General features: G+C 69.7%; 24 protein-coding genes and 1 pseudogene. 11 read left to right on the top strand and 14 right to left on the bottom strand.

What is annotated here, in order from left to right; all coding sequences use genetic code 11:
• Nucleotide 1 precedes the first annotated feature (1 nt).
• Nucleotides 2-445, top strand: coding sequence for a MarR family winged helix-turn-helix transcriptional regulator (locus ON38_RS32925; RefSeq protein ID WP_039829190.1), 444 nt, complete (start codon nucleotides 2-4; stop codon nucleotides 443-445).
• Between the two features lie 107 nt (nucleotides 446-552).
• Nucleotides 553-1,554 (top strand): NAD(P)H-dependent flavin oxidoreductase, encoded by a 1,002-nt coding sequence (locus ON38_RS32920; protein ID WP_085995539.1) that lies wholly within the window; start codon nucleotides 553-555, stop codon nucleotides 1,552-1,554.
• Between the two features lie 6 nt (nucleotides 1,555-1,560).
• Here ON38_RS32920 and ON38_RS32915 read toward each other — a convergent pair whose 3' ends face one another.
• The 4 genes from ON38_RS32915 to ON38_RS32900 are packed head-to-tail and all read right to left on the bottom strand — an operon-like array spanning nucleotide 1,561 to nucleotide 5,109.
• Nucleotides 1,561-2,178 (bottom strand): response regulator transcription factor, encoded by a 618-nt coding sequence (locus ON38_RS32915; protein WP_039829187.1) that lies wholly within the window; start codon nucleotides 2,176-2,178, stop codon nucleotides 1,561-1,563.
• The gene (locus ON38_RS32910) at nucleotides 2,175-3,317 is read right to left on the bottom strand and encodes a sensor histidine kinase (protein WP_051165584.1); all 1,143 of its coding nucleotides are present in this window, start codon (nucleotides 3,315-3,317) and stop codon (nucleotides 2,175-2,177) included. Before ON38_RS32910 ends, ON38_RS32915 begins: the two co-directional genes overlap by 4 nt.
• Nucleotides 3,314-4,126, bottom strand: a complete 813-nt coding sequence (locus tag ON38_RS32905) for an ABC transporter permease (RefSeq protein ID WP_039829261.1) — start codon at nucleotides 4,124-4,126, stop codon at nucleotides 3,314-3,316. The genes ON38_RS32910 and ON38_RS32905 overlap by 4 nt, the downstream gene beginning before the upstream one ends.
• Nucleotides 4,126-5,109, bottom strand: coding sequence for an ABC transporter ATP-binding protein (locus ON38_RS32900; protein WP_051165583.1), 984 nt, complete (start codon nucleotides 5,107-5,109; stop codon nucleotides 4,126-4,128). Before ON38_RS32900 ends, ON38_RS32905 begins: the two co-directional genes overlap by 1 nt.
• A gap of 635 nt (nucleotides 5,110-5,744) precedes the next feature.
• Here ON38_RS32900 and ON38_RS32895 point away from each other — a divergent pair.
• Nucleotides 5,745-6,635: a class I SAM-dependent methyltransferase gene (locus ON38_RS32895; protein ID WP_039829185.1), complete on the top strand. Its 891-nt coding sequence runs from the start codon at nucleotides 5,745-5,747 to the stop codon at nucleotides 6,633-6,635.
• 4 nt (nucleotides 6,636-6,639) lie between these two features.
• Here ON38_RS32895 and ON38_RS32890 read toward each other — a convergent pair whose 3' ends face one another.
• The 3 genes from ON38_RS32890 to ON38_RS32880 are packed head-to-tail and all read right to left on the bottom strand — an operon-like array spanning nucleotide 6,640 to nucleotide 9,510.
• Nucleotides 6,640-7,515, bottom strand: a complete 876-nt coding sequence (locus tag ON38_RS32890; protein ID WP_083873293.1) for a phytanoyl-CoA dioxygenase family protein — start codon at nucleotides 7,513-7,515, stop codon at nucleotides 6,640-6,642.
• A 49-nt stretch (nucleotides 7,516-7,564) separates the two neighbouring features.
• Entirely contained in the window at nucleotides 7,565-8,461 is an 897-nt protein-coding gene (locus tag ON38_RS32885; protein WP_083873292.1) for an SAM-dependent methyltransferase, read from the bottom strand.
• Nucleotides 8,458-9,510 (bottom strand): hypothetical protein, encoded by a 1,053-nt coding sequence (locus tag ON38_RS32880; protein ID WP_039829180.1) that lies wholly within the window; start codon nucleotides 9,508-9,510, stop codon nucleotides 8,458-8,460. The genes ON38_RS32885 and ON38_RS32880 overlap by 4 nt, the downstream gene beginning before the upstream one ends.
• A 136-nt stretch (nucleotides 9,511-9,646) precedes the next feature.
• On the opposite strand from ON38_RS32880, the gene ON38_RS32875 reads away from it, so the two are divergent.
• Complete coding sequence (locus ON38_RS32875; protein ID WP_245564497.1) at nucleotides 9,647-10,705, top strand: alpha/beta hydrolase; 1,059 nt, start codon at nucleotides 9,647-9,649, stop codon at nucleotides 10,703-10,705.
• Nucleotides 10,706-10,727: 22 nt separating this feature from the next.
• On the opposite strand, the gene ON38_RS32870 is transcribed toward ON38_RS32875, so the two are convergent.
• Nucleotides 10,728-11,690: a hypothetical protein gene (locus ON38_RS32870; RefSeq protein WP_039829178.1), complete on the bottom strand. Its 963-nt coding sequence runs from the start codon at nucleotides 11,688-11,690 to the stop codon at nucleotides 10,728-10,730.
• A gap of 157 nt (nucleotides 11,691-11,847) precedes the next feature.
• On the opposite strand from ON38_RS32870, the gene ON38_RS34535 reads away from it, so the two are divergent.
• Nucleotides 11,848-13,011, top strand: coding sequence for a Tle-like phospholipase domain-containing protein (locus ON38_RS34535; RefSeq protein ID WP_051165582.1), 1,164 nt, complete (start codon nucleotides 11,848-11,850; stop codon nucleotides 13,009-13,011).
• 61 nt (nucleotides 13,012-13,072) lie between these two features.
• Nucleotides 13,073-13,717: an ankyrin repeat domain-containing protein gene (locus ON38_RS32860; protein ID WP_039829177.1), complete on the top strand. Its 645-nt coding sequence runs from the start codon at nucleotides 13,073-13,075 to the stop codon at nucleotides 13,715-13,717.
• A gap of 100 nt (nucleotides 13,718-13,817) precedes the next feature.
• Here the strand turns inward: ON38_RS32860 and ON38_RS37840 are convergent.
• Nucleotides 13,818-14,126, bottom strand: a pseudogene (locus tag ON38_RS37840) (CocE/NonD family hydrolase); the annotation flags it as partial.
• Nucleotides 14,127-14,129: 3 nt separating this feature from the next.
• Here ON38_RS37840 and ON38_RS38330 point away from each other — a divergent pair.
• Nucleotides 14,130-14,417, top strand: coding sequence for an SbtR family transcriptional regulator (locus ON38_RS38330; protein ID WP_373281266.1), 288 nt, complete (start codon nucleotides 14,130-14,132; stop codon nucleotides 14,415-14,417).
• A gap of 21 nt (nucleotides 14,418-14,438) precedes the next feature.
• On the opposite strand, the gene ON38_RS32850 is transcribed toward ON38_RS38330, so the two are convergent.
• Entirely contained in the window at nucleotides 14,439-15,029 is a 591-nt protein-coding gene (locus ON38_RS32850; RefSeq protein ID WP_039829175.1) for a hypothetical protein, read from the bottom strand.
• Nucleotides 15,030-15,357: 328 nt separating this feature from the next.
• On the opposite strand from ON38_RS32850, the gene ON38_RS32845 reads away from it, so the two are divergent.
• The 3 genes from ON38_RS32845 to ON38_RS32835 all read left to right on the top strand — a co-directional run bounded on the left by ON38_RS32845 (nucleotide 15,358) and on the right by ON38_RS32835 (nucleotide 18,204).
• Nucleotides 15,358-16,893 carry a PucR family transcriptional regulator gene (locus ON38_RS32845; RefSeq protein WP_039829174.1) on the top strand — a complete coding sequence of 512 codons (1,536 nt, stop codon included), beginning with the start codon at nucleotides 15,358-15,360 and terminating at the stop codon, nucleotides 16,891-16,893.
• A gap of 329 nt (nucleotides 16,894-17,222) precedes the next feature.
• The gene (locus ON38_RS32840) at nucleotides 17,223-17,699 is read left to right on the top strand and encodes a GreA/GreB family elongation factor (RefSeq protein ID WP_039829173.1); all 477 of its coding nucleotides are present in this window, start codon (nucleotides 17,223-17,225) and stop codon (nucleotides 17,697-17,699) included.
• Between the two features lie 13 nt (nucleotides 17,700-17,712).
• Nucleotides 17,713-18,204, top strand: coding sequence for a hypothetical protein (locus ON38_RS32835; RefSeq protein WP_039829172.1), 492 nt, complete (start codon nucleotides 17,713-17,715; stop codon nucleotides 18,202-18,204).
• A 60-nt stretch (nucleotides 18,205-18,264) separates the two neighbouring features.
• Here ON38_RS32835 and ON38_RS32830 read toward each other — a convergent pair whose 3' ends face one another.
• The 4 genes from ON38_RS32830 to ON38_RS32815 form a co-directional block, all read right to left on the bottom strand.
• On the bottom strand, nucleotides 18,265-20,193 hold the full coding sequence (locus tag ON38_RS32830; RefSeq protein ID WP_051165581.1) for a S9 family peptidase: 1,929 nt from the start codon (nucleotides 20,191-20,193) through the stop codon (nucleotides 18,265-18,267).
• Between the two features lie 315 nt (nucleotides 20,194-20,508).
• On the bottom strand, nucleotides 20,509-20,979 hold the full coding sequence (locus tag ON38_RS32825; RefSeq protein WP_039829171.1) for an NUDIX hydrolase: 471 nt from the start codon (nucleotides 20,977-20,979) through the stop codon (nucleotides 20,509-20,511).
• Between the two features lie 178 nt (nucleotides 20,980-21,157).
• The gene (locus ON38_RS32820) at nucleotides 21,158-22,075 is read right to left on the bottom strand and encodes a tyrosine-protein phosphatase (protein ID WP_039829249.1); all 918 of its coding nucleotides are present in this window, start codon (nucleotides 22,073-22,075) and stop codon (nucleotides 21,158-21,160) included.
• Nucleotides 22,076-22,423: 348 nt separating this feature from the next.
• Complete coding sequence (locus ON38_RS32815; protein WP_039829169.1) at nucleotides 22,424-22,735, bottom strand: hypothetical protein; 312 nt, start codon at nucleotides 22,733-22,735, stop codon at nucleotides 22,424-22,426.
• A 559-nt stretch (nucleotides 22,736-23,294) separates the two neighbouring features.
• On the opposite strand from ON38_RS32815, the gene ON38_RS32810 reads away from it, so the two are divergent.
• On the top strand, nucleotides 23,295-25,850 hold the full coding sequence (locus ON38_RS32810) for an ATP-binding protein (protein WP_157182036.1): 2,556 nt from the start codon (nucleotides 23,295-23,297) through the stop codon (nucleotides 25,848-25,850).
• The last annotated feature ends 96 nt before the right edge of the window (nucleotides 25,851-25,946 follow it).

Raw genomic sequence — 25,946 nt, 5'->3', positions numbered from 1 at the left:
GGTGAGTACCGACAACGGCCCGACACCCCCGCCGGCCAGCGCCTCGATCATCGTGCTGACGGTGGCGCGGCGAGTGGAGACCGAACTCAACGCCGGTTTGGCAGCGCTGGACCTGACCGTCGGCCGCCTGGGTCTGCTCGGCCATATCTCCGGAGTCCCGGGTGCGTCGTTCTCGGACCTGGCGCGCATGTCGGGAATCAGCGTGCAGAGTGTGCACACGGCGGTGAAGGCCCTGGTCGGCGCCGGACTGGTGCACGACCGAACGGCCCGGGCCGGGTCGGCGTCGGCGATCGAACTCACTCCCGAAGGGATCCGGCTGCTCGGCGCGGCCCAGCAGGTGGTCGCCGACGTCGACGAACGCCTGTTCGGGTCCGAGGCCGACCCGGTACAGCGCCGGATCGGCGCGGCCGTCGTGGACGCGTTCACCGGCGGCACCACCGGCTGAACCGGGATACCGGCCGGCGCGGCGGCCCGGCGCGACCGGGAGCCGCTCTCCCGTAATGTCGCCTCGACCGGGAGCGCCAGTGCGCCCGGACGAGAAGGAGGCTGTGGGTGCCGGGAACGTCGTGGTCGCGCCGGATGGGTTTGTCGTTTCCGATCGTGAACGCCCCGATGGGCGGGGTGGCCGGGGGACGCCTCGCGGCCGCCGTGTCGGCGGCGGGCGGGCTGGGCATGATCGGTATGGGCAGCACCGGATCGGTCGCGGCATTGGAGCGCGAACTCACACAGCTCGATCCGGCGCCCACGGTGTTCGGGATCGGCATGGTGGGCTGGGTGCTCGAGCGCGAACCCGCGCTCCTGGAGGCGGCGCTGGCCGCGCATCCCGCGCTCGTATCGGTCGGTTTCACCGCGGAGTGGGCCTGGGTCGACCGGGTCCATGCGGTGGGCGCGGCGGCGGTCACCCAGGTCTACGACGCCGACCACGCCCGCCGGGCGGTGGCGGCCGGAGTGGATGTCCTGGTCGCGCGCGGCAGCGAGGGCGGCGGCCACGGGGCCACCCGACTGGGCACTCTGGCCGTGCTCGACGCCGTACTCGACGCGGTCACGGTGCCTGTTCTCGCCGGCGGAGGTATCGCCACCGGCCGGGGTCTGGCGGCCGTGCTCGCGGCAGGAGCGGCCGGGGCCTGGCTCGGCACCTGCCTGTCGGCCTGCCCAGAGGCCCTCACTCCGGAACCCGCGCGCGCCGCGCTGTTGCGCGCCCGGGCCACCGATACGGTGGTCACCCGCGTCTTCGACCTGGGGCAGCGACTTCCTTGGCCGGATCACTACCCCGCCCGCGTACTGGCCAACGAGACCACCCGGCACTGGGCGGCGCGGGAAACCGTGCTGGCCGGGGACGGAGCGGCCCGCGACGAGGTGGCGGCGGCCGCCGCCACCGGGGATCCCCGCTACGCCCCCGTTGACGCCGGCGAGGGTGTCGGCGCGCTCACCCGCAGCCTCCCGGCCGGGGAAGTGATCGCCGCGCTGTGCGACAGAGCGGATCGTCTGCTGGGCCGGTGGACGGAGAGCGCCGGGACCGCGGCGGACGGCGGCGCGGTGCCGGGCAACGACTGAGGCGCGTCAGATCCAGCCCTTCTCGCGCGCTGCGAGTGCGGCCTCGTACCGGTTGGAGACCCCGAGCTTGGCCATTGCCGCGGAGAGGTAATTGCGTGTGGTACCCGGCGACAGGTGCGCGCGCCGGGCGATGTCCTCGATGGACGAGCCGTCGAGGGCGTATTCGAGCACATCGGCTTCGCGCGCGGTGAGCACGGTGTCGCCGGCGCTGATGGCTTCCGCGGCCAGTTGGGGATCGACGTACCGGCCGCCGCCGTGCACGGTGCGGATCACCTCGGCAAGCGTCGCCGCCGAGGTGGTTTTGGGGAGGAAACCCCGGACACCGGCGGCCAGCGCCCGTTTGAGATAGCCGGGCCGGCCGTGGCTGGTGACGATCAATGTGGCGGCGCCCGGTGTGAGCCGCAGCAGTTGCGTGGCGGTCTCGATACCGTCGATACCGGGCATCTGCAGATCGATCACGGCCACCGCGGGCGAGACGTCCGCCGCGCGGCGCTGCCACGCGGCGAGGAGCTCCGCACCGGAACCGACATGGTCGACGACCTCGAGATCGGCTTCGAGGTCGAGCATCGTCGCCAGCGCCGCACGGATGAGTGTTTCGTCGTCGGCGAGGAAGACCGGAATCATTGCTTCTCCCAGCGTATCTCCAGGACGAACTCGTTGATCGTCGCGGTGACGGCGAGGTGCGCGCCGACGGCCGCGAGCCGCTCGGCGAGACCCCGCAGTCCCGAATGCGGTCCGGGTGTACCGCGCGGACGATCGTTGCGCAGCGACATCCCGGCGCCGCCGAATGCGAGAGCCGCCGACGTGGCCGTGGAATGCTCGACAATATTGGTCGTACCCTCGCGGACCACCCAGGCCGCGACCTCGTGGAAGCGCGCCGGGACCGCCGCGGGATCGCCCTCGACGCCGAGTTCGCAACCGACCGCCGCGAGCAGCGAACGCGCACCGGCCACCTCACTCAGCAGATTGATCCCGCGATAACCCCGGACCAGTTCGCGCATCTGCCCCATCGATTCGACGGCCAGGGTTTTTACCTCGTCCATTTCCCGGGCCGCCCGGTCGGTGTCACCGGATCGCGACAACACCCCGGCCAGTTCGCTTTTCACGGCGATCGCCGAGAATCCGCGACCGACCACATCGTGCAGATCCCGGGCGAACCGCAGCCGCTCCTGCGCCACCTGCAGTTCGGCCTCGACCACCTTCGCGTGTTCCACCTCGTCCACGACCCGCAGCCCCCACATCGTGAGCCAGACCGTGGCGATGACGAACGCCCCGGCGACGAAGGTCACGACGGCCCCGGCCAGCGCCGTGGCCGGGGACGAGCCGAACACGAGTCCCGTCAGCGTGCTCAGCGCGAGCAGGATCCACCACTGGTGCCGGAGCAGTGAGACGATCGAGAACACGGCCAGGATCGCCACATAGACGCCGGCCATCCGGGCCGGGACCACAGCGGATTCGGCGGCCTCCGTCCGGGCGACCACTGCAGCGACGACCCAGACCCCCGCCAGCGTCGCAACGGCGGCCGGCAGGACCCGGCCCCGCGCCGACCACCGCGACGTTATGGCGAATTCGGCGCGCGCCTCCGCCGCGAAGACCGCCGCCATACCGGCGAGCACGATTCCGGCGGCCGCCCAGGGTGAGCGCACGGTGACCGCCATGGCGACGACCACCATGACCAGCGCGCTCTGGAAGGTGATCCCGGTGTAGAGCCGGAACTTGGCGCCCGCCGGCAGCGCACGCCACCGGGCGGTCCAGCGGCTCACCCGCGGTCGTCCCAGCGAAAGCTCCGGCGGATCAGCGCGAACGCCAGAACGGTCCATATCGCCAGTGTCGCAAACGGACGCCCCACCTCGGCGAGGGTACCTGCGAAATCACGCGCGATGCCGGAGTCGGCAAGAGCCGCTTTCCCGGCGACACCGAGGGACACCAGATCGGCGACGGCCGCGAACGGGGTCCAGCCGGCCAGTTCCGCGAGCCGATCCGGCAGCATCCCGCGGATCGATGTCATCCCCAGCATGGCGATCGTCATCACCGGCAGCGAGGTGATCTGGGCGGCCTCGGCATTCTTGGTGAACGTACTGGTTGCAACGGCCAGTAGCGAGAACAGCACGATCCCGCCCACGAGAGCGAGCGCGAGCGCGAACGGATGGACCGGTGCGGGCGCGCCCGCACCGAAGACGACCGCGGAGACGACGGCGGTGCAGGCGAGGGTGAGCACCGCCCCCGGTATGGCCGGCGCGGTCTGGATCTGCCAGTCGGCGGCCTCACCTGTCCGCAGGCGTTTCAGGACGCCCTCCCCGCGGCGGGTGGTGACCATCGACAGTACCGAGTAGTACTGCACGAACAACAGGGTGACCAGCGCCAGCATCTCGAAGGTGAGCACCGCGAGATCCGCGGCATCGGTATCGCCACGCCGGGCGATGAAGAAGAGGGCCACCGGTATTCCGATGGGGAAGACCGTCGCCATGTAGACGAGCGTTTTGTTCCGCCGGAACTGCAGGTATTCGGCCTTCGCGAGCGCGGCGAGTGGGCGGCGGCGGAAACCGGGGACGGGTGCGGCGGGCGTGGTCATCAGCGGGCTCCGATCGGTTCGGTGTCGGTCGTCGGCGCGGCAGCGGAATCGTCGGCGATATCGAGGAAAACCGCCTCCAGCGACGCGGCGCGGGCCTCCAGCCCACCCAGCCGCACGCCCCGACCGTCCGCCCAGCCGAGCAGTACCGACAGATCGCCCTGCAGGTCGTGGGTGGTGACGGTGATCCGGGCGTGTGCCTCGATGCGGACGGTGGACAGCTTCGGCAACGGCAGCCCCGGATGGTCGAAGACTATCCGGGCCGGATGTCCGTCGACGATCTCGCGCAGGGTCCCGGTACGCACCATCTCGCCCCGGTGCATGATCGCGATTCGATCGGCCAGCGCTTCCGCCTCGTCCAGATAATGCGTGGTCAGCACCATACTCACCCCGGCACTCTTGAGCTCGGACAACAGTCGCCACGTCCCGCGGCGACTCTCCGGATCGAGTCCGGTGGTCGGTTCGTCGAGGAACAGCAACCGCGGCTGCCCGAGCAGGGCACAGGCCAGATCGACACGGCGCTGTTCACCGCCGGAGAGGGACCCGACCCGGACATCGGCGCGATGGACCAGACCGACCTGCGCCAGAGCCGTTGCGGTGTTTGCCGGACTGCTGCACGTCCCCCGCCACATCTCGAGCGTCTCGCGGACGGTCAGCTCGGTGGGCAGACCCCCGGACTGCAACATGATGCCGACCTGCGCCCGCACCTGGGCACGATCACGACGTGGGTCCAGGCCGAAGATCTCGACCTTACCGGCCGAAGGTTCGGCCAGTCCCTCCAACATATCGAGGGTCGAGGTCTTGCCGGCCCCGTTGGTGCCGAGCAGGGCGAACACCTCACCCTCGGCGACCTGTAGGTCGACACCGCGGACCGCTTCGAACGCCTTCTTTCCGGTGCCGTAGGTCCGGCGCAGACCGCGCGCGACGACGATATCGTGCCCTGGTCGCCCACTCGGTTGCGGTGAATCGGGATAGCCGCTGGTCATGACTTCTACGATCATCGGACCGGCCCGGGATTTGTAGTACGCGCAGTCACTCGAATTTCGTGTATTTCTCATGGTGCGGAGATGACAGAAGTCATCGGTGGCCGGCCCGGTTCCCCGCCCGGCCGGCGGTGGATCTCCGGGCAGCCGGGCATCGACCCGACCGAGCGCAGGCGGCCCGATCGACCGAGCAAGAGCCCGCCCTTCTACGATCGAGTTTCTCCCGCAACGCAATTGGCGGCCACGGCATCTGGACGGGCGCGACCGTGCGCACGTAGAATCGGCTACGGCGCCGAATCGATCCCACACACTCCCGGCTCGCGAACAGGAGAGCCCGCGAGACCGTCCGAGAGATCGTCTGCCGTACCGGCGGTCCCGACCCACCGCCCACCGGCGCTCCGGTGAACAGCACCCGCTACGGAACGAGTCACCCGGTGTACACGGACACCGCGCCCCGGTTCCCGCACCCGGCCCCCCAAGTTCCCGGCGCCCCGGACGAACCCCGTACCCGGCCGACCGGTTCACGCCGCGCACCCGCCGGGATCTCCGGGCATCCGCCGAGCCCGTCAAAGGAGCGACCGGACCGGCCCGGACACCTACCGGAAAACCGACGCAACACGAAACTTCGGAGGTCCGCGATGACATCGGATACCGGCGCACACCAGGGCGCATCGGCGGATGCGGTCGAGCATCACTACGATATCGGCACCGACTTCTACCGGCTGTGGCTCGACCCCGGCCTGACCTACTCATGCGCCCGGTGGGCCGACGGCGACGATCTCGAACGCGCGCAGCAGCGCAAGCTCGACTACCTGATAGACCAAGCCCGGCTCACCGGCACCGAGCGGATTCTCGATATCGGTTGCGGCTGGGGCAGCCTGATGCGGGCGATCACAGCTCGGTACGCGCAGACCCGGGTCACCGGGCTCACGCTCAGCCGCGACCAGTACCGGCACGTCCGCGCCCTGGGCGCGGAGCGCACCGAGGTGCGTCTGGAGCACTGGCACGACCATCGGCCCGACACCCCCTATGACACCGTGTTCTGTGTCGGGGCGCTCGAACATTTCGTACGGTTCGGGCTGTCGCGCCGCGAACGCACCGCCACCTACCGGGCCTTCTTCGACTACTGCCACAGCATGATGCGTCCGGGCGGCAGCTTGGTGGTCCAGACGATCGGCAAGGGCAACCGTCCGCTCGACCAGCACTCGATCACCGATGTGCGCTTCCTGGCCGACGAGATCTTCCCGGAGTCCGATCCACCGCGACTTGCCGAACTCGCGCACGCGTCGGAGAAACTGTTCGAAATCCGTTCGGTGGTCAACGACCGCCACGACTATGCGACCACCTGCGCGGAGTGGCTGCGCCGACTCCGCGCGCGGCGCGCCGAGGCGGAGCGGCTGGCCGGGACGCGGGTCGCCGAGGCCTACGAGCGGTATCTCGAGGCGTCGATCCGTCAGTTCGACGAGCAGCACCTGGTGCTGTATCGAATCGTGCTGCGCACAGTGGAGAGTGCCGCCGCGTCCGGATAGTCGGTCATCCCGGTGGCTCGAGCAGCCGCTTGGGGTGCATTCCGTCGACGGCACCCATGAACGGCGGGTGGATGCTGTACCCCAGCATCCGCCGGATGTTCTCCGATACCGTCCGCGCGGTGTCCCGGCCGGTGGCCAGGGTGTAGGCCTCCTGCGGCCGCAGCCAGGGTTCGCAGTACTGCGCGGTCACACCCAAGCGGGCCGCGGCACTGCGATTCGCGCCGCCGCCGTGCCAGAGCGTGCCGAGATAGAAGGCGCACGACCCGGCCGGCATCCGCACCGCCGTCCGCGTATCGGCTTCGGTGGGGCCGCGCGCGGAATCCCAGTGATGACTGCCCGGCAGTACCACCGTGGCACCGTTGGTGTCGGTGAACGCATCGATCGCCCACATCGTCGCCGCACTCAACGGTGGCCGGGGTCGCGCGATCGGATAGAAACCGTCGTCGTGGTGCAGCATCTGGGCTTGTTCGCCGGGGTGGATATCGATCGCCTGCAATTGCGAGAGCAGATAGTTCGGCAGGAACAACCGATCGAGCACGGCCAGCACCCGCGGATGTTCGACGAGCATGTCGCATGCGCGCGTCTTCTCCAGCAGGTTGTAGGCCCGTCGGGTCCGCTGCCCCTCGAAGGTGTTGCGGCCGGTGCGTTCGAGCAGCGGGGCGAGCGCACCGCGCAGTTGTTCGCATTCATCGAGGGAGAGCAGATTCTCCCAGATGACATAGCCGTCCCGTTCGAGAGCGGAAAGATCTGCGGCGGTCACGGCCGGATCGACCGCGTCGGAGGTTGTGGTGGTGGCCGGATGGCGGCGGGCCAGATCGCCCCGAAGATCGTCGAGCGAGGTGATGACCTCCACCGGAGGCGGCGATTGCGCAGAGTCCACGACTGCTCCTCGAGCGATTCGGCCCACCGGCGGGCCGAATCCAATTGTGTTACCGCTCTTGCTGTTCCGCAAGACCGCCGCTGCGTCCACCACGGTCCTGGCACGCGGGTCTACGACCGACGGCTCCGTAGAGCACCAGCTTCGTTTCCGGCAGATCGTCGGCGAGCCACTGCTGGAGGGGGACCACGCCGGGCCCGGTGTTCTCGAAACCGTCCAGCAACGATGTCACCTGTTCACGCGATCGGTAACGGACCTGCGCGGAACTGTTCCTCGTGTCCTGCGAGGTGCGCTCGATGATCTCGGGATGACTGATATCGGCACCGTGGGTCAACGCCAGATAGCTGCCCGGCGCCATGACCTCGCGATAGCGGGCGACGAGTCCGGCCGGATCCTCCTCGTCCATCACATAGTGCAGCACGCCGACGAGCGTGATCGCCACCGGGGCCGCGAAATCGATACCCGATTCGGTTTCCAGCCGCTGGATCAGTTCATCGGGACGGCGTACGTCCGCGCGCAGCGCGGTAACCCCGGGGTGGCTGCCCATGAGGGCGTTGCAGTGCACGAACACCACCGGATCGTTGTCGACGTAGGCGACCCGCGCCGTGGGATGGATTTCGTGCGCCACCTCGTGCACGTTGGGAGACGTCGGGATTCCCGAACCGAGATCGATGAATTGCCGCACGCCGGCCGCGGCGGCCGTACGGACCGCCTGCAGCAGGAAATTGCGGCTGAACCACGCCAGCGATCTGGTTTCCGGGGCTACCGTCAGGATGCGATGCGCCAGCGCGCGGTCGACGTCGTAGTTGTCCTTCCCGCCCAGCAGATAGTCGTATACCCGAGCCGAACGCGGCTCGTGCGGATCCACCCCCTGCGGCACACGCTCGATCTCCGGCACCGGTCCATCCGCCCCTCCGAGACCGTTCGCGGCCACCCCGTCGGAATTCATGTCCGCGCTTCTCCCTCCGCGGCGACGCGGACCGCGCGGCTCATGAGCGCGTCGGCCACCGGTCGCGATCGACGGCCGAGACCGCAGGCGCAGGCGACACCGTCCACCGGCCGCCCCAGTGCTGCCTCGACCACCGACAATACGTGCAGCTGTTCCTGTTCCGTGGGTACGTCGTGCACCAGACCCGCGTAGAAAGCGGTACCGGGGGCCAGCGCGAGATCGCCCAGTGGGGCATAGAACTCCGGACGCGGCGGCGGCGGAATCGCACCGGCCGCGAGCGGGGCGTGCACGAATTCCAAGGGCCGATCCGCCGGCCACTGCCGGGCGATCGCATTGGCCAGATCCACCAGTGGACGGGTGTCGCGCAGAGTGGCGCGCGCCTGATTGCGCAGGCTGCCGAGACACAGGTGGATCCCGAACCGGGTGCCGGCCGGGGCGGCGGCCGCCAGCTCCGCCGGGCCGCGGGCCAATCCCAGTGCCCGGTCGGCAGAGCCGTGCGCCGGCTGCGCCATCGCCATCAGCACCAGTTCGGCGGTGGCCTCGAGCTGTATGACGACCTCGGGTCCGGCCAGTTCACGGACAGCGATGATCTCACGCACGGTGGCGTCGGCGAAGGCACGGCGATGCCGCAGCACGCCGCTCGCGCCCAGCGCGACGAAGGCGAGGGTGAAGGCGGTGGGCATCCCGATCTGCAGTGCCGTTCCGGACAACCCGCGGGCTCGGCGCAGTCGCGCGTACACCGGCACCGCCTCTTCGGTCTCCCTCCGGTATCCGAGGTCGAGGGCCGCGGCGGTCAGTGCCCTCCCCCGCGGCACACGGTAGCGGGTACGGTCCCGGCTGCTGCGCCATTCCCTGACCCGTTTCGCTTCCAGCACACCCTGCGCCGCCAAATCCTCGATGATCGGGCGGATATAGAATTCGTAGCGACCGGTCTCTCCGGTCGGCAGGGTTCGCAGGTGGGGCCCGGCGGCGTCGAGCATGGCCCGCATGGCGGTTTCGGTATCGACGGCCGGAAAGCTTCCGACGAAATGGACGGCCCGCCTCTGCACGCTCGCATCCTAGCTCTCCCTATAGGGAATCGGCATGTCCACGTGCGAATCCGGGCCCGCACTCCCCCATCGGTTCCCGCTCCGGAGATACCGATCCGTTGCGTGCCGAACAAAGCCCCGTTAGGGTCCCGGGCACATGACTGCTCGTAGGTTTGCGCTCGGCCGTCCGCAGCGATCGCGGCAGCTGCGGGGTTCCACGATCGCGGTGCGCGTATCCGCCGCTGCGGTAACCGTTCTCGCACTGCTGACCCCTGGTGTCGCGCGCGCCCAGGATCCGGGGCAGTGTGCGCCCACCGCGTTCCCGTTGCGCACCGGCGGCACCCTGGCGACCACGCTGTGCACGCCGGCCGGTGGGGGCAGCGATACCGTCATGGTGCTGATGCCGGGCTCCAACTACAACAGCACCTACTGGGATTTCCCGCACGACCCGCAGGTCTACAATTTCCGGCGGGCCATGAACGCCGCCGGGTACGCGACGCTGGTGATCGACCGGCTCGGCACCGGTGCGAGCAGCCGACCGGCCAGCACCGCGGTCACCGCCACCGGCGATGCGCAGGCCCTGCACGAGATCGTCGGGGCCCTGCGCACCGGTTTCCCCGGCGCCCGGCCCTTCGGCAAGGTCGTCACCGGCGGGCATTCGCTCAGTTCCGGGGTGGCAGTGCTGGAGGCGACCACCCATCACGATGTCGACGGAGTGCTGCTGACCGGCTATTCGCACGGCCTGAACGTCGCGGGCGCGCTCGGCGTCATCAGCACCTATCGGCCCGCCGAGCAGGATCCGGCCTTCACCGGCCGGGGTTACGACAGTGGGTATCTCACCACCCGGCCGGGCACGCGCGAGAAATCGTTCCATTCGCCCGCGACCGCCGACCCCGAGGTCGTCGCCGTGGACGAAGCGACCAAGGATGTGTTCGCCGCGACCGAGTATCCGGACGGGCTGACCTCCACGCTGCCGCCCATGTCCACGGAGATCACCGCTCCGGTGCTCGTGGTCAACGGGAGCGACGATGTGCTGTGCGCCCGGGTCTGTGCCGATACGGCGACCCTGCAGGCCGCCGAGGCACCGCATTTCGCCCCGGCCGCGCGGTTGCGCACTTTCGTGCTCCCCGGCAGCGGGCATTCGGTGAATCTCGCCCGCAACACCGCCGACTATCAGACGGCGGTGCGGGACTGGATGGAGACGATCGCCGGCTGAACGCCGCGGCGAACACAAGCGGTCAGTTCAGCCCGGCCACGTCCTTGGCGATGACCGCGAGTCGGGTCTGCGCCGCCGAGACAACACCGTGCCGCTTCTTATGCGCTTCCTCGTAGGCGACGATCGCCCGGATATCGGCCGGGTCGGTCAATTCTTTGACCGCGGCCACCGCGCGGCTCACATTGAGCTGGTCGTAATCGTCGATGGGCAGCTCCTCCGGTTCGAGCACACCGGTGGCCGCGCGGACCGAATGCAAGGACCCGGCGGCGGTACCCGCGCCTTCCCGGCGGGTCACCTGCTCGGCGCTATCGAGCGCGGCGTCACGGGAAGCGGTCAGCGTCCGGGCGGCGATATCGCCGGCGTGCGCACCCCGGGCCAGCAGTTCGCCGAGCGCGGGCGGGGTGGCGCGGACGGTGTCCAGCGCGCGATCGACCCCGCGGGCGGACCAGGTGACGGGCAGGTTGACCAACTTCACGGCGGCACCGGCCGCCGCCTGCAGCGGTGTGCGGCGCAGCGCGGCCGGGCCGCCGAGCGCCTCCTCGGCCAGGACAGTGCTCAGCCAGTCCACGGTCGCGGTGTGCGCCGTGATCAGTCGCTGCGCCAGCGCCGCGATATCGCGGCGCCCCGCACTCGTCGCGAGGGCCTTGACATACCGAGCGCGGTCGAGGAGCTGATGTTCCAGGGTGAGATCGCCCAGCAGGGCCTCGTCGAACGGCTGCGCCTGTTCGATGAGCGCCTTCACCACGGCGGTGGCCCGCCCGAGGAAGGGGCCGATCACCTCGGGTACGCCACCCAGTTCGCGAATGGCGGCGCCGACGGCCTCGGCACGGGCCCGGGCGTTTTCGGCGTTCTGGGTCAATTCGCGGCGCACTGCCTCGGTCCGGGCCTGTCCGATACGGGTTTCCGCGATCTGGATCTCGGTATCGGTCAGCTCGCGAATCGCACGCAACTGCGCCAGCAGAGTGGTGGTTTCACGCGAAGTCATACGAATATCGTTCCTCCGGTGTCGATTTTCTGGCGGGTGCCACGATGCACCTCCACCGCGCCTACCCGCTCTGCCATTCGATAATCAGCGCCCGCGGAGGAAAATATCGATTTCTCGGGTACGGTATGGCACGGTCGATACGGGGCGGGAGGTCACGTTGGCGTCTTCGGCGAAGCTGCTCAGCGGGCTCGCGGAACGGCTGACCGGCGCGGTCGAACAGGCCCGGTTCGCGTTGACGGAACGAATGAACGGGTTGGCCCGACAGCTGCGCCGGTCACAACAGGAATTGGCGGACGCCGATCGGTTACTGTCCGATGTCGATCGGACGGGCAGCGATTCGCGCACCGGCTATTTCGGCGACGGTGCGGAGCACCCGAATGCGCGAGATTCCTTTTCGGCACAGATGCGATCCCGGCAGCCACAGGTGGACGACGCGACGCTGTCGAAACTGGCAGCCGATGTCTATCTACCGGGATCGACGACCCGGATGGACGGCTTCGTCCGGCTCACCGGCGCCGAGCTGAAAGCCGTCGGGATACCGGAAGACGCGCTCCGGGATCCGCGCAGCGGGCTCACCGCGGCGCTGTACCGCGATGAGCAAGGGCGGCATGTTCTCGCCTTCGCCGGTACCGTCCTGCGGAGACAGGGAAGTTGGAAGAGCTGGAAGACGAATGTGTCCCAGGGCGCGGGACTGCAGGCGCAGCAGTACGTGCTCGCCGGCCGGCTCGGCAAACTGGCCCGGACCGCCTTCGGGAACCAATTGGTGCTGACCGGGCATTCTCTCGGCGGCGGCCTGGCCGTCACGGCAGCGCTCAAATCGGGGACGCCGGCGGTGACCTTCAATGCGGCGGGACTGTCCGAACGGACCATTCGCGGATTGGGGTTCGAGCCCGACGCGGCCCGCGCCTTCGCGGCCGCGGGACATGTGCGCAGCTACGTGGTGGCGGGGGATCCGCTGACCGGATTCCAGGAGGCACATCGGGCGCGCCGGGCGGTGACCGGCGGGCTGGTGGGAGGCCTGCTGGGCGGCGCCTTCGGCGGCGGGGTGGGCGGGGCCGTCGGCGGACCGATCGGCCGGGCCGCGGGCAGTATGGCCGGGCGCGGGCTCGGCAGTATCGTCGGCGTGGCCATGGGCGGCTCGGCCGGGGCCACGGTGACAGCGGGCGGGCTGTCGCGCGTGCAGCCGGCCCTGGGCAGCCGGATCGACCTCCCCGACCCGTTCCCGCCCGAGGAACGAGGCGCGCGGTTCCCGCACGCACTGCGACTGCACAGTATGGGCGCGGTACAGCAGGCTCTCGACACTGTGCAACCGTGGTCGTGACCACCGTCCGGGGGCCGCGCCCGCGGCACGGGCGGCCGGGACTGCGGAAAGGACCTACGCGATGGTGACACCGTTCGACGCAACGGCTGCCCTGGAATGCGCCGCGGCGATCGCGGCACACGACAGCGTGCGCCTCGGCGAGGCGCTCGCCGCCGGCGCGGATCCGAATACCGTCGGTGACGAGGGCCTGACCCTGCTGCACTGGGCGGTGCTCAGCCGATCCGAACCCGCATGCGCGGTGCTGCTCGAGGCCGGCGCCGACCCACACCGCACCGATGACGAGGGTGATACCCCTGTGCATTGCGCGGCGGAGACCGACGACCCCGGGTACCTCACGACGCTGCTCACCCGAGCGGACCCGAACGTGGCGAACTCGCGCACCGGACGCACCCCGCTGCTGAACGCAGTACTACGGCAACAGGATCGCAATGTCGCCGTCCTGCTCGAGAACAGGGCGGATCCGAATATCGCCGACCTCGCCGGTGAACTGCCGCTGCACGCCGCCGCGCAACTGGACAGGTATGCCGACATCCTCGCGCTGCTGGAAGCAGGGGCCGACCCCACGGCGGTCAACGGACAGGGAGTGACATTCCAGCGATACCTGTTCATGACCCCGTCGCTGCTGCTGCCGCCCGCTTCCCGCGCCGCGGTCGACCGGATCTCCGCGTGGCTGGCGGAGCATGGGAGTGCGCGGGAAGAAGGATGACGACCGGCGGCCGTGGGGGCGGCGGCACACCGAAACGCCCGGCGGCCCCTACTCGCTCGCCACGGGGCGAACGGTGAACGGCAACACCAGCCGGGACCGGTGTGCCGCATACGAAGACGGCCACCGCCGGCTCGTCCATCACACCGTTGTCGATGCCCTTGATCCAGTAGTCGTACCAGCGGAACATCGTGTCGTGCTCTTCGACGAAGGGCCGCGACTGCATCGGCGGGTACGGGCCGATATCGAGTTTCTTCGGCCCTTTCAGCGCGTGGAAGAGTTCGATGGTGCCGTCCATCGTCCAGCCGCGGCCCTGGTCGATCTGCAGGTAGACCGGGATATCGATCCGGGGGGCCAGGGTGATGGGGTTGCGTTCCTCGTACCACGGCCCGTCCAGCTCGTTCGTCATAACCTATTGCTTGTATGTAGAACTTCGTGTGCGTACACCCGATTACCTCTCGCCGCCGTCGAAGCGGCGACGTGGCGCGACCTCGCCGCGCACAGTCTCGGCCCGATCGGCGAGGCGGTGGAACTGCTGCTGTCCGCGGGGCACGCGGCGGGAACCGTCCCGGCCGACGCCGAGGCCCGCCATGTCATCGTGCTCATCGGTTGGCTGTCGCGGCTCGAGGATGCCGAACTCGACGCGCGCGCCCCGCGCCTGCTGTCGATCCTCGTCGACGGTCTGCGCGTACACGGGCCCTGACGGGCACGGACCGCGTCCCGCCTATGGCCCGAAGGTGAGGCCGAAACGCGCTCCCAGCTTGCCGAGGGCTGCGAGATCGCCGAAAACGGCTTCGCCGCTGACGTCTTCGTCGAGGGGGTCCACCGACCAGAATTGCTCGACGACACCGGTATGGATTCCGGTGACATAGGTGGCGAAGACGAGTGCGGCTTCCAGGTCCTCGTCGTCACCGGGGTATACCGGCCACGACTCGGTGACTCCGTTGCTGTCGAACAGCAACTCCCATTGCTCGTCGTTCTCCACCAACCGCACATCGGTGATGGTCACCATCCCGCGGCTGCATTCCGCGATCGACTGCAGTTCGGATTCGTACCATTCCCGCCGTTCGTCGTGACTGCTCTCCCCGATATGACGAAAAGTCTTGTAGTCGAAGGTGTACCGGATCCCCAGCTCCTCGAGGAGGGCGAGCACCGCGCTCTGCTCGGTGTGCCCGTAATAGCTCAGCGGTTCGTCGAACGACTCCACCAGCAACTGCCGGCCCAGGAAGGTCCGCTGAGCGGGTGTTTCCGGGGCGACGAGCCCGAGTTCGACGATCAGGTCCACGACCTCGCGCACGGTGGGTTCGCGACTCATCGGGTCCTCCTTCGCTCCGTCGCGCCCGGGCGGCGGCGACGGCCGAGGCTATCCCGGCCCTCCGACACTTCTGCGGCCCATACGGTTGCGGTCCGATCGGCTGCCGGGGCCCCCGACGGCCGAGAGACGAAAATACCGCTCTCGTAGCTGGGCACTCCGTCCCTGAGGCCGGTGCCGTAGAGGTCGCGTCCCGGCCTCGGTGCCAGCTCCCTCGCCAGGCGCCGTCGGCCCCGGCAACGGTGCGGATCGGCCGGGTGGCACCGGCCGTCGCGGAGCGCCGGTACCCGCGCGGCTACGGTGACGGGACCCGGGTGGACAGGAGTCGCGCATGGTGCGGTTGGACCAGCTCGTGAACGTGCTGGGCGGGTACGGCGTCCGATTGCGCTGCTGCCCGGTGTCGCGGGCGACCGTGATCCGCAGTGTCGCGATGTTCGACGCGACCGGCGTGGAAGAAGCGACCGGCGATGTCCTCCTCGCCGTGGGCGCGGGCTCCGTGAACGAGGCGGTGGCCGGGGCGCGGGCGGCGAAAGCGGTCGCGGTCCTGGTTCGCGGGGGCAGCGAAGCCGACCGGAAAGCGGCCGCGATCGGGCCCGGCGGCGGGGTCGCGGTGCTGGTGGTCGATCCCGCGGTGTCGTGGAGTCAGCTCGCCGGGGTCGTGTACGGGCTGGTGCTGGAGGGCCGGGAAACCGCGTCCGGGCGCGGCCCCACCGATCTCTTCGCGCTGGCGGACAGCCTGGCCACCGCGGTGGGCGACGCGGTGACGATCGAAGACCCGCTGTCGCGCGTGATGGCCCACGCCACACTGGGGCAGCCGGCCGACCGAGCTCTGCGAGAAACGGTGCTGCAGCGCCGGCAACCCGCTCCCTTGCGCGAACTCCTCGAATCACGCGGCGTCCACGCGCATCTGGCGAGCTCGGACGAACCGGTGTTCGTCGAACCGGATCCCGGCCACGGCTTCGACGGGCGGATGGTGGTCGCGGTGCGGGTGGGCCGGGAGTTGCTGGGTTCGGTGTGGGTGACCTGCACCGAACCGCTGTCGAGTGCACGGCGGGCCGCCCTGGCCGACGGCGCCCGCACCGTGGCCCTGCATCTGCTGCGGTCGCGGGCCAGCGCGGATCTGGAACGTCAAGTGGAATCCGGGCTGGTGATCCGGCTCCTCGAGGGCAGCCCGGACGCCGCCACGGTGGCCGGGAGGCTCGGGCTGGCGCCTGCCCCACTCCGGGTCGTCGCGGTACGCGCCCAGATCGCGACGGAACGGCATGCGGGGCTACTGCTGGCCTTCGAGCAGGCCACGTTCGGGTTCGGCTGGTCGCGGCCGGGCCGCAGCACGCTGTCGGACAACACCGTCTACACGATCCTGCCCGGCGACCGGGTCCGGACAGCGCGGGACTGGGTGTCCGCGCTGCGCACGGCGCTCCCCGCCCGGGTGACGCTGTCGGCCGGGATCGGCGGCCCGGCCACGGCCGCCGACCTGCCGGCCTCCCGCCAGGAGGCGGACGAATGCCTGGCACTGCACGAACAGGGCGCGGCGGATACCGCGTATCCGGCCTACGACGAATCGTGGGGCGATATTCTGCTCCAGCGATTGCGGGCGGCGGCGCGGACCGGTCGGATCCCGGCGCGCGGGCCGGTCGCGGAGCTGCGCCGATACGACAGCGCGCACGCCACGGACTATGTCGCGACCCTACGGGCGTGGCTCGACGCCCAGGGCGATCCGGTGGTCGCCGCCGCGGACCTCGGCGTCCATCCGAACACCGTCCGTAACAGATTGCGCAAGATGCGCGAAGTGGCCGTGCTCGAACTGGAGGACCCACGGACCCGGCTGGCCATGACGATCGATCTGGCGGCTTTCGAGGAGAACTGATCGCGGTTGTAGAAATCGAACAACCCGAGGGGCTCGAACTGTGCCGGGGGGACATGCGCCCCGGCGTCTCCCGGGCCATCATGGCTGTTACAGCGCATCGTTCGACGTGGAGGTGAGCATGGCGCGCGCAACGAGTCGGCTCGCCCGCGAACGGACAGCACGGTATCGGTCGGACGATCCGATACCCGGCTGAATCCTCGGCTATCTCCCCATCCGTGGAGCCGGTGTCGTCGGTACCCGGCTCCACGGAGTTCTGCCGTCGGGGCGGCCTCTCCTCCCCGGCCCCGACGGCAGAACTCCTTTCCGATCGAACCCCTTATAGGACGGATATGACCAATAGCTCGCCCATATGGCTGACTCCGCACGCCCACGAACAACTGCGGTCCGAACTGGCCGAACTGCTCGCCGCCGAAGCCGCCGGGCAGGCGGAGAACGCCGACCCGGAAGACCGCCTCACCGCGCGGCAGCAGCGGCTGACCCGGATCGCGCATATCCGGGATCTGCTGAACAACGCCGTATTCGGGCAGGACCCGCCGGACGACGGTATCGCCGAACCCGGCATGGTGCTCACTGTCCGCTATGACGATACCGCCGACACCGAGACATTCCTGCTCGGCAGCCGTGCCGGCGACCACGACGAACTGGAGGTCTACTCCCCCGACTCGCCGCTCGGCGCCGCGCTCACCGGAGCCCGTCGCGGCGAACAGCGCAGCTACCGCGTACCCAACGGCACGGAGGTCCGGGTCACCCTCGTCGAGGCCGTCCCCTACGGCCACACGGTGTCGAGCGCTGCCCACCCGGTATGAGGCGAGCTCGGGAATGCGCGAGCTCGCCAGTGGAATCACCCTTGTCCATATCGATTCCCCAGCGATCGTCCGGGACGCCCGGACGATCGCACTGCCGATCCATTCCTGGCTGTCCGCGGGATTCTGGGAACTCTTCGGCCTGCCCCGCGCCGATCGCGCGCTGGCGGGGGTCTCGTTCGGCACCGAGGACGCACCGCGCACCTACCTCGCCCGGCGCGGTGACGATCCCACGACCTGGAAACCGGTGCCGCTGCGAGTGGATGTGCCCGTCACGATAGGCCCCGGCCCGGCAGTGCTGGAGATCTCCGGCCCGATGAACCGGGGACGCCGCCGCCTGGTCGAACGGACCACCCTGGTGATCGCCTTGGCCACACCCCTCGATGGCCGGGCGGACGCCGTTGTGCCGGAACAGATGTGGGAGGACGACCGGTGGCACACGACGATCCTGGTGCCCGATGCCCGCCCCGCGGCATCTACGCCGGTGCGGCACGGTGAAGGCCGGTAGCCGAGACTCACTGATGGCGAGGCACGAGCCCGCGCGGCGGACCGGCCTCCCCGCCGCCGGTCACTCCCGGGCGGCACCGCGGCGGCCGCCGAGGTGCTCGGCGAAGTGCGCTTCGATGGCCCGGTAGAGGCGGACCCGGTTCTCGGAGTTGGCGAAGCCGTGTCCCTCATCGTCGGCGAGGAGGTACTCCACCGGGACACCCCGGGCGCGCAGCGAGGCGACGATATTGTCGGATTCGGCCTGTACGACGCGGACATCGTTGGCGCCCTGGGCGACGAGCAGCGGGGTGGTGATCCGGTCGGCCATGGTGATCGGCGACCGGGCCAGCATATCGGCCTCCTGCTCGGCGTTCTCGGGATCACCGACGTAGCGGTACCAGTTGTTCACGCTGTACGCCCGGGTGAACGGCGGCAGGGTCCGCAAGAAGTTCGCCAGATCGGAGATACCGACATAGTCGACGGCGGCGGCGAATCGGTCCGGCGTGACGGTGACCCCGACGAGGGCCGCGTACCCGCCGTACGAGCCGCCGTAGATGCCGATCCGGCCGGGGTCGGCGTAGCCCCGGCCGACGGCCCAGTCGACGCCGTCGAGGAGATCGACGTGCATGGCCCGGGCGAATTCACCGATCGCGGCCGTCACATGCCGGCGCCCGTAGCCGAGCGACCCACGGAAGTTGACCTGCAGCACGGCGTAGCCCCGGTTGGCCAGGAACTGGGCGTCCTCGCTGTACCCCCAGGCGTCGTGGGCCCAGGGCCCGCCGTGCACCAGCAGCACCAATGGCAGGTTCCGCGGCTCGAGGCCGACCGGCAGCGTCAGGTACGCGTGCAGGGGCAGACCGTCGCGCGCGGCGAACTCGACGGGTTCCATGGGGGCCGCGTCGGCCGGGTCCCGGCCCGGGTAGGAGCGGAAGAGCAACCGGGCCGCACCGGTGGCATGGTCGTAGAACCAGGTGACGCCGGGATCGCGATCGTGGACGAATGTGACGACCCAGCGTGTCCCGGACAAATCGGAGGACAGGGTGCCGGGCACGCCGTCGGAGAGTTCCCGCAGCGCCGCGTAGACCCCGGCGAAATGGGGGTCGACGACTTCCACGTGCGGACGGTCGCCGACGAACCTGGCGGCGAGGACCTCGCCGGTGGCCCGGTCGGTGTGGACCGGCGGCGGGAGCACGCCGGGCAGCATCATCCCGCTGATATCCAGGTCGTGTCCCTCGACGGCGGCGACGACGGTCTCCGCGCCGGTTTCGTGATCGATCCGGACCAGCCGCAAATCGTCACCGTCCTGGAACGAGCCGACGAGCAATCCCTTCCCGTCGGCGGTGATCAGTTGAGGTTGCACGCTCATGGGGTGCTCGGCGCCGCCGAGGCGGCGCAGCAACCGGATGTGCCCGCCGGGGTCGATGGCGGAGATCTCGACGAGACCGTCCGCGGCGAGCGCGGTGCGGAAGGCCGGCTCGCCCCGGCGGTCGAACAGGATTGTGGCCGTCGGGTCGCCCTGCTCGCGGTGCAGGACGGTCTCCCCGGTGGCGACGTCGATCCGGAACACATCGAAGAACAGAGGGCGACGGTTCATGGTGACCAGCACGCTGCCCGGGACCGAGTCGAGCGGCTCCGCGCCCACCACCCGCGACCCGGGCTCGAGCGGGGTGAGGTCGACGGCCGGGGCGCCCGGGTCGCCGAGGTCGGCGCGGTAGAGGTGCCAGTCCTCGTTGCCGTCGGTGTCCTGCAGGTACAGCAGCCAGCGGGGGTTGTCGGTCCAGTAGTAGGTGGTGATACCGCGGCGGGCATCCCCGGTGACCGGGACGGCGTCGTCGTGGGTCCGGTCGATATCGCGGACCCAGACGTTGAGTCGCCCACGGTGCGGGGCGAGGTAGGCGACGCGGGCACCGTCGGGGGAGATCGACGCGTTCGCGAATTGCGGATCGGCGAAGAAGGTCTCGACATCGATCAGGGCCGGCTGCCGGTCGGTCGAGCGTTCGGACACGGTCATGGACTGCTCCTACTCGTTGGTGACAACAGCAATCAGACACTGTGCCGTTACGGCACGCTCAAGCCGGATATCGCTCACCCGCGATACCCTCCGGGATCGCCCTCGTCCGAATAGATCACCCGGCCGCACACCGCACTACCGTTCTCGTACAGCGGGAGGAGACAGCGGACGAACCACTCCGGCGGCAGTTCACCGAGGCCCTCCGAGAGGCTGCCGCCGACCTGCCGGCCGAACTGCGCAATCAACTCCGTTAGCGACACCCGCGCACGCCGCTTCGGATACGGCTACCACCGCGGCCGGGTGATGAACTTCGGTTCACCGGTGTCCGGCCTCGCGAAGTCGCTCGGTGAGTCGCTCCAGCAACGGTCGCTGCCCGGCGACCAGCTTGTCGTGCGCGGTGGCCGTTTCGAACCATTCGACCCGATCGACTTCGGGGAAATTCCGGTACTCGCCCGAGCGTGGCGGCCACTGCATCTCGAAGGTGCCCGGCACCACCTGTGCCGGATCGAGTTCACCCTCGATCGCCCACACCACGAGCTGCTTCTTGCCGTATCGGACTTCGCCCAACGCGATCCACTCGCCGGCGGGCACCGGTGATCCCAGCTCCTCGCGGAATTCACGCCCCGCGGCGGCGCGGGCATCCTCGTTCTCCGGCTCGTACTCCCCCTTCGGGATCGACCACGCCCCCGTGTCCTTACGAGCCCACAGCGGCCCGCCCATATGCCCCAGCAGTACTCGGATCTCGGGATCGCGGCGAAACAGCAGGACTCCGGCGCTGTACTTCACAACGCCCAGTGTGCAGGACCGCACCTCGAGTAAGGGGAACGCCCCGAGAATGCGGCCCGGCTGCCGCGCAAGGGCGGCAGCCGGGCGCAGCCGCGACGAACTGCGGCAGATCGGCCGATCGGAGATGCGCTTCCTCCTGGACGAAGGCGCGTAGCTATCACGCCGCGGTTGCCTGCGTTCAGCCCGCCAGTTTGGTTCGCAGCGCCTCGAGGGTGGCGTCGTCGGCGCCGAGTCCGTTCCTGAGGAAGTTGTCCATCGAGCCGAAGGATTGCCGCACCTGATCGAACGCGGCGTCCAGGAAGTCCCGCTGTACGCCGAGAACCGGCTCCCACAGCGCCGGGTCCTCGACCAGCCCTTGCCGCACCAGCGCATCCATCAGCGCTTTGTTCCCGGCGGCCAGGTTGTCGCCGGATTCCAGATAGTCCTGGTAGATCTGCCCCTTGGGTACGCCGAGCACCGACATCAGGATCGCGGTCATCCAACCGGTGCGGTCCTTTCCGGCGGTGCAGTGGTACAGGACCGCGCCCGGCTCCGTGGCGATATCCCGCAGCGCCGCCGCGAACCGGGTACGTGCGGTCGCGTCGGTGACCAGCCAGCGATAGTAGTTCCGCATGTACTCGGCGCCCTTACCGTCGCCGAGTGCCGCCTGCTGCGCCCGGGGACCGCCGGCTATGAGCTCGTTCATCATCACGTAGAGATCGTTCTGCGTGTCGTACACCGGGTATTCGGTACGCCCTATCCCCGCCGGAAGCCGATCCTGCCCCTGGGACACCTCGGTGGGGCTGCGGAAGTCGATCACCCGGGTGATACCCAGATCCACCAGCTTCTGCTGTTCGCCGGAATCCAATTTCGCGAGGGCGTCGGCGCGGTAGACCACGCCGAACCGCACCTTGTTCCCACCCTGCATCGGGTAGCCGCCGATATCGCGGGCATTGGGCGCATGCACCAGACCCAGCGCCCGCTCCGCCGTTCCGGGCGCCTGCAGGACCGGAGCCACGGGGCCGGCCGGCGCCGGGGCGGTCGTAAGAGGCACGACACCGAGGAGGACAGCGGCGGAGGTGGCCAGGACACCGCGCGTGGCACGAGAGAACGTCACCGGGAGATTCCTTTCGAACGGGAACCGAGCCGGCCCGAAGGGTTCCGGCAACGGACGGCGCAGCGCACTGCCCTGGGCCGCCGGACCGGGCGTGACCCGCCCGGTCCCGCCCGGGGCGGTGGTGCGACTCACACCGTAGGCACACCCGATGGGCCGCGATCCGGACCTTCCCGATCAACGGGAGCGAGCAACGACCGCCCCCGGATGCCGGGATGGGACCGCGACGCGGCAGCAGGGCCGCGGCCCACTCCGAACGCACTCGGGAGAGAGGGCGCCCCGTCCTTCGTGGCGCACCGACGCGGACACCCGAAGCCCCCGGTCAGCGCGGATGAGGCGACCGCGCCGGTCTCAGTGTTCGACTTCGTGGACGACCACCTCGGCACGCGCCCGCAGGACCATACTGCACACCGAACCGCACGACAGGTGGCCGGGCAGCGTGATCACCGAATGCGCCGCGGCTCGCCTGCACTCCTGGACGAGATCGATGAATACCGGTGGCAGGATTGCGTCCGGGGACGGGGGCTCGTGGAAGACCGTGCCGAGGTCGTATCCCAATGCCGTCGCCGCAGCGCGCAAGGTCGTTTCTGCCGTGGCTCCGTCGCTGCCGCCGATCATGTCGTCGCGCAGATACCCGTAGGCCAGAGGCGGTAGTGCAGTCATATCCAACCCGTTCCGGATCGATGGCCCCGGAGACACTCGACTCCCTCGGCCGGTTGTAATCGTCGCGGCCGCGCCCGCACAGTGGGCCCGGCACTCGTACACCGCATATCCGGTCGACGATCTCGACCCGCCGGGCATCATTGCCCGCCCCGCGTCCGCGAACGCTGCGGACCGGCGAGGCCGTCATCGTCTCCCACCGGCACCACACGGTGCAGAAGTCCGTATCGCCATCCGCACCGCACCGGTGCCTCAACAGTCGTCGCGTAGGTAGAGATCTCGCATCGGGTGAGTGGAGGTTTTTCGTTCCCGGGTGCTGTGCACGTCCGACCCGCGAACTGCGCTGTCACCAGCGCAGAGGCTTCTCCGGGCGATATCGGTCGCCGAGCACGGGCCCGGGCCGGTCCGGCCGCCGGGGAGGGCCCGGTGCCGGCGCGGAGGCGCCGGGTTCGCGGGCGCCCGGCCCGCACGCTGTGGCCCGGCACGGACCGTTGTCCCGATGACCACGGGCCCGGAACGGTGGCGGTCCCTGCACCTTTCATTTCGACTATTCTGCATTGCTATGTCGCCAGGACGTGCTGCTGCTCCGGGGCCGCCACTCGCGGCTGCCAGCGACTTCGTGGGCCGGGAGGGGGAACTGGAAAAGATCGGTATGGCATTGCTGGGCGGGACCCGCCTGGTGACACTGATCGGCGCCGGCGGCATCGGCAAGACCCGCTTGGCGACCGAGGCCGTCCACCGGTTCCACAAGGCGCGGCGGGTCCCGGTGCACTGGGTGCGATTGGCGGTGCTGCCCCGGGGCGCCGATGCGGCGGCGGTCGAGGAACAGGTCGCGGGCTCGGTGATCGAAGCCGACTTCTCCGGGAGGTCGGCGTGGGACGCGGTACTGGACACACTGGGCCGCCGCGACGCACCCGGGCGGAATCGGCAGACGATTCTGGTGATGGACAATTGCGAGCACGTGCTCGACGGTGCGGGAGGAGTGATCGCCGACCTGCTGGACGCGGCGCCCGGGCTCACTGTGCTGGCCACCAGCCGGGAGGCGATCGGGTGGGTGGACGAGCAATTGATCCCGGTTCCCGCGCTGTCGCAGAAACAAGCGCTGACGCTCTTCCGCGCCCGCGCGGGGCTGGTCGGATACACGCTCACCGACAGCGAGACCGATCAGGCGGCGGCGATCTGCCGGCACGTGCACAATCACCCCCTCTATATCCGGCTGGCGGCCGCGCGGCTGTCGCGCCGGCCACTGCCGATGATCCTGCGTGACCTCAGTGGCGAAGCCGGAGACCGACGGCTGGGCTGGCAGCACGGCCCCCGGGTCGGCGCGGACAGCCGGCACCAGAGCATTCGCGATGTCATCGCCTGGTCCTACGATCTCTGCCGCGACAAGGAGCGGCTCCTGTTCGACCGCCTGTCGGTGTTCGCGGCCGGCTACGACGCCGACCCCGACAACACCGATACTCCCGGCCAGGACGCCGGCGCGGAACTGGAGGCCATCGAAGCGGTCTGCGCCGATGACGAACCGGTGAGCGCGCACGGATTGGCCCGAGCCGAGATCGAAGGCCTGCTCGACCGACTGGTCGACCAATCCCTGGTTTCGGTCCACCTGACCACGTCCTCCGTGCGCTATTCGCTACCGGAGACCATCCGGGTCTTCGCCCAGCAGCGGATCGGGGAGAACGGCGAGGAAGCCGACCGGCTGGCTCGCCGGCACCGCCGGTACTACCGGGACAAGGTCGCCGCCGCGCGAGCCGGATGGTTCGGCCCCGACGAGCAGGATCTGCTGGACTGGGCGCGGGCGGCCTGGGGCAATCTGCTGTGTGCCGTGGAGGGCAGTATCGCCTCGCCGGAGGAGGCCGTGGTCGGACTGGAGATCGCCGCCGGGCTGATCGCAGTGCGCATCCCCTTCTTCACCGGCTCGCTGCGCGAATCGCGCCGGTGGGCCGAGCGCACGCTCGCCGCCACCTGGGCCCTCGAGCCCCGGCCGGTGCCGTTGCAGGTCCGGGCGATGTCGCTGATCGCCTGGGTCAGTATGTGCCAGGGGTTGCATCGGGACGCCGCCCGGATCCTCGACGAATGCGTCGCGCTCTGCGGGGCCGACCCCGGCTGGCGCGAGCAGTCCGACCGGGATCTCGGGTTGCCCGCCGAGGTCGAGTTCGCCCGGGGTGCCGAGCTGATGCTCACTCATCGTGATCTCCATGCCATTCCGGTGCTGGCCCGCGCGCGGCAGCGGTTCACCGCCGAGGGAGAAGCGGGCGGTGCGGCGATGAGTGAGCTGTTCGAAGCTCTTACCACGGCTTTCTACGCCACGAGCGAACAGGCGCTGGAAACCTGCCGGCGTCATATGGACAACGCGGAGCACTCCGGTGCGCAGTGGGCGGCGTCCTGGGCCGGATTGGCCCAGGCGATCACCCTGAGCAAACACGGTGATCCGAACGAAGCGCTCCTGCTGGGACGGACCACACTGGCGCAACAGCTCGCCATGCGCGACCGCTGGGGCGCGGTATGGGGCGTCCACATCCAGGCCTGGATCTCGGCACGCATACTCGACGCCGGCGAGGACCGGCACTCCGATGCCGCGAAGGCGCGGGCGCGCGATATCGCGCGGCTGCTCGGCGGAAGCGCCACACTACGCCGCGGGCTCGGTGTCGACATCGCCAATCTCGGCCCGTTCGCCGACGAGACCGACCGCGCCGCCGAAACCGCACGTTCGGTGCTGGGCCGGACCGCGTTCGAGGAAGCCGAACGCGAGGGCGCGCTGCTGCGGCCCGAGCTCGGTGAGGTGGTGCAGCTGGCGCTGGGAAACCTCTCGATGGATCGGCTACCCGTCGAGCACCCGGTGCGGCGCGAGCGGCCCTCACCCTGGCAGGGACTGTCGACGGCCGAACAGGAAGTGGCCGTCCTCGCCGCGGCGGGTTGGACCAATACCGCGATCGCCGCGCGCCGGGGCAGCTCCTACAAGACGGTCGACGCACAGATGGCCGCCGTACTGAGCAAATTGATGATCGGCTCCCGCGACGATATCCGCTCCCTCGTACCGCCGGACCGGCGCGACGAGGTGGCCGAGGAAGCCAGGCGCAAACCGGCCCGCACTCGCCCGGCCCCACGCCGCCGCTAGCCGGACCGGCAGCAGCCGCGACCCACGGGCACGGACGGCGACCGAACCGGCACGGTCACCACCCGTCCTGCCACGTATCAGCTTGGGCGACAGAGG

Origin of the sequence: Nocardia testacea NBRC 100365, from assembly GCF_000308775.1 — a bacterium.
Classification (GTDB): Bacteria; Actinomycetota; Actinomycetes; order Mycobacteriales; family Mycobacteriaceae; genus Nocardia; species Nocardia testacea.
The sequence above is the reverse complement of the archived record's forward strand: the minus strand, read 5'-3'. Positions and strand labels throughout refer to the sequence as shown.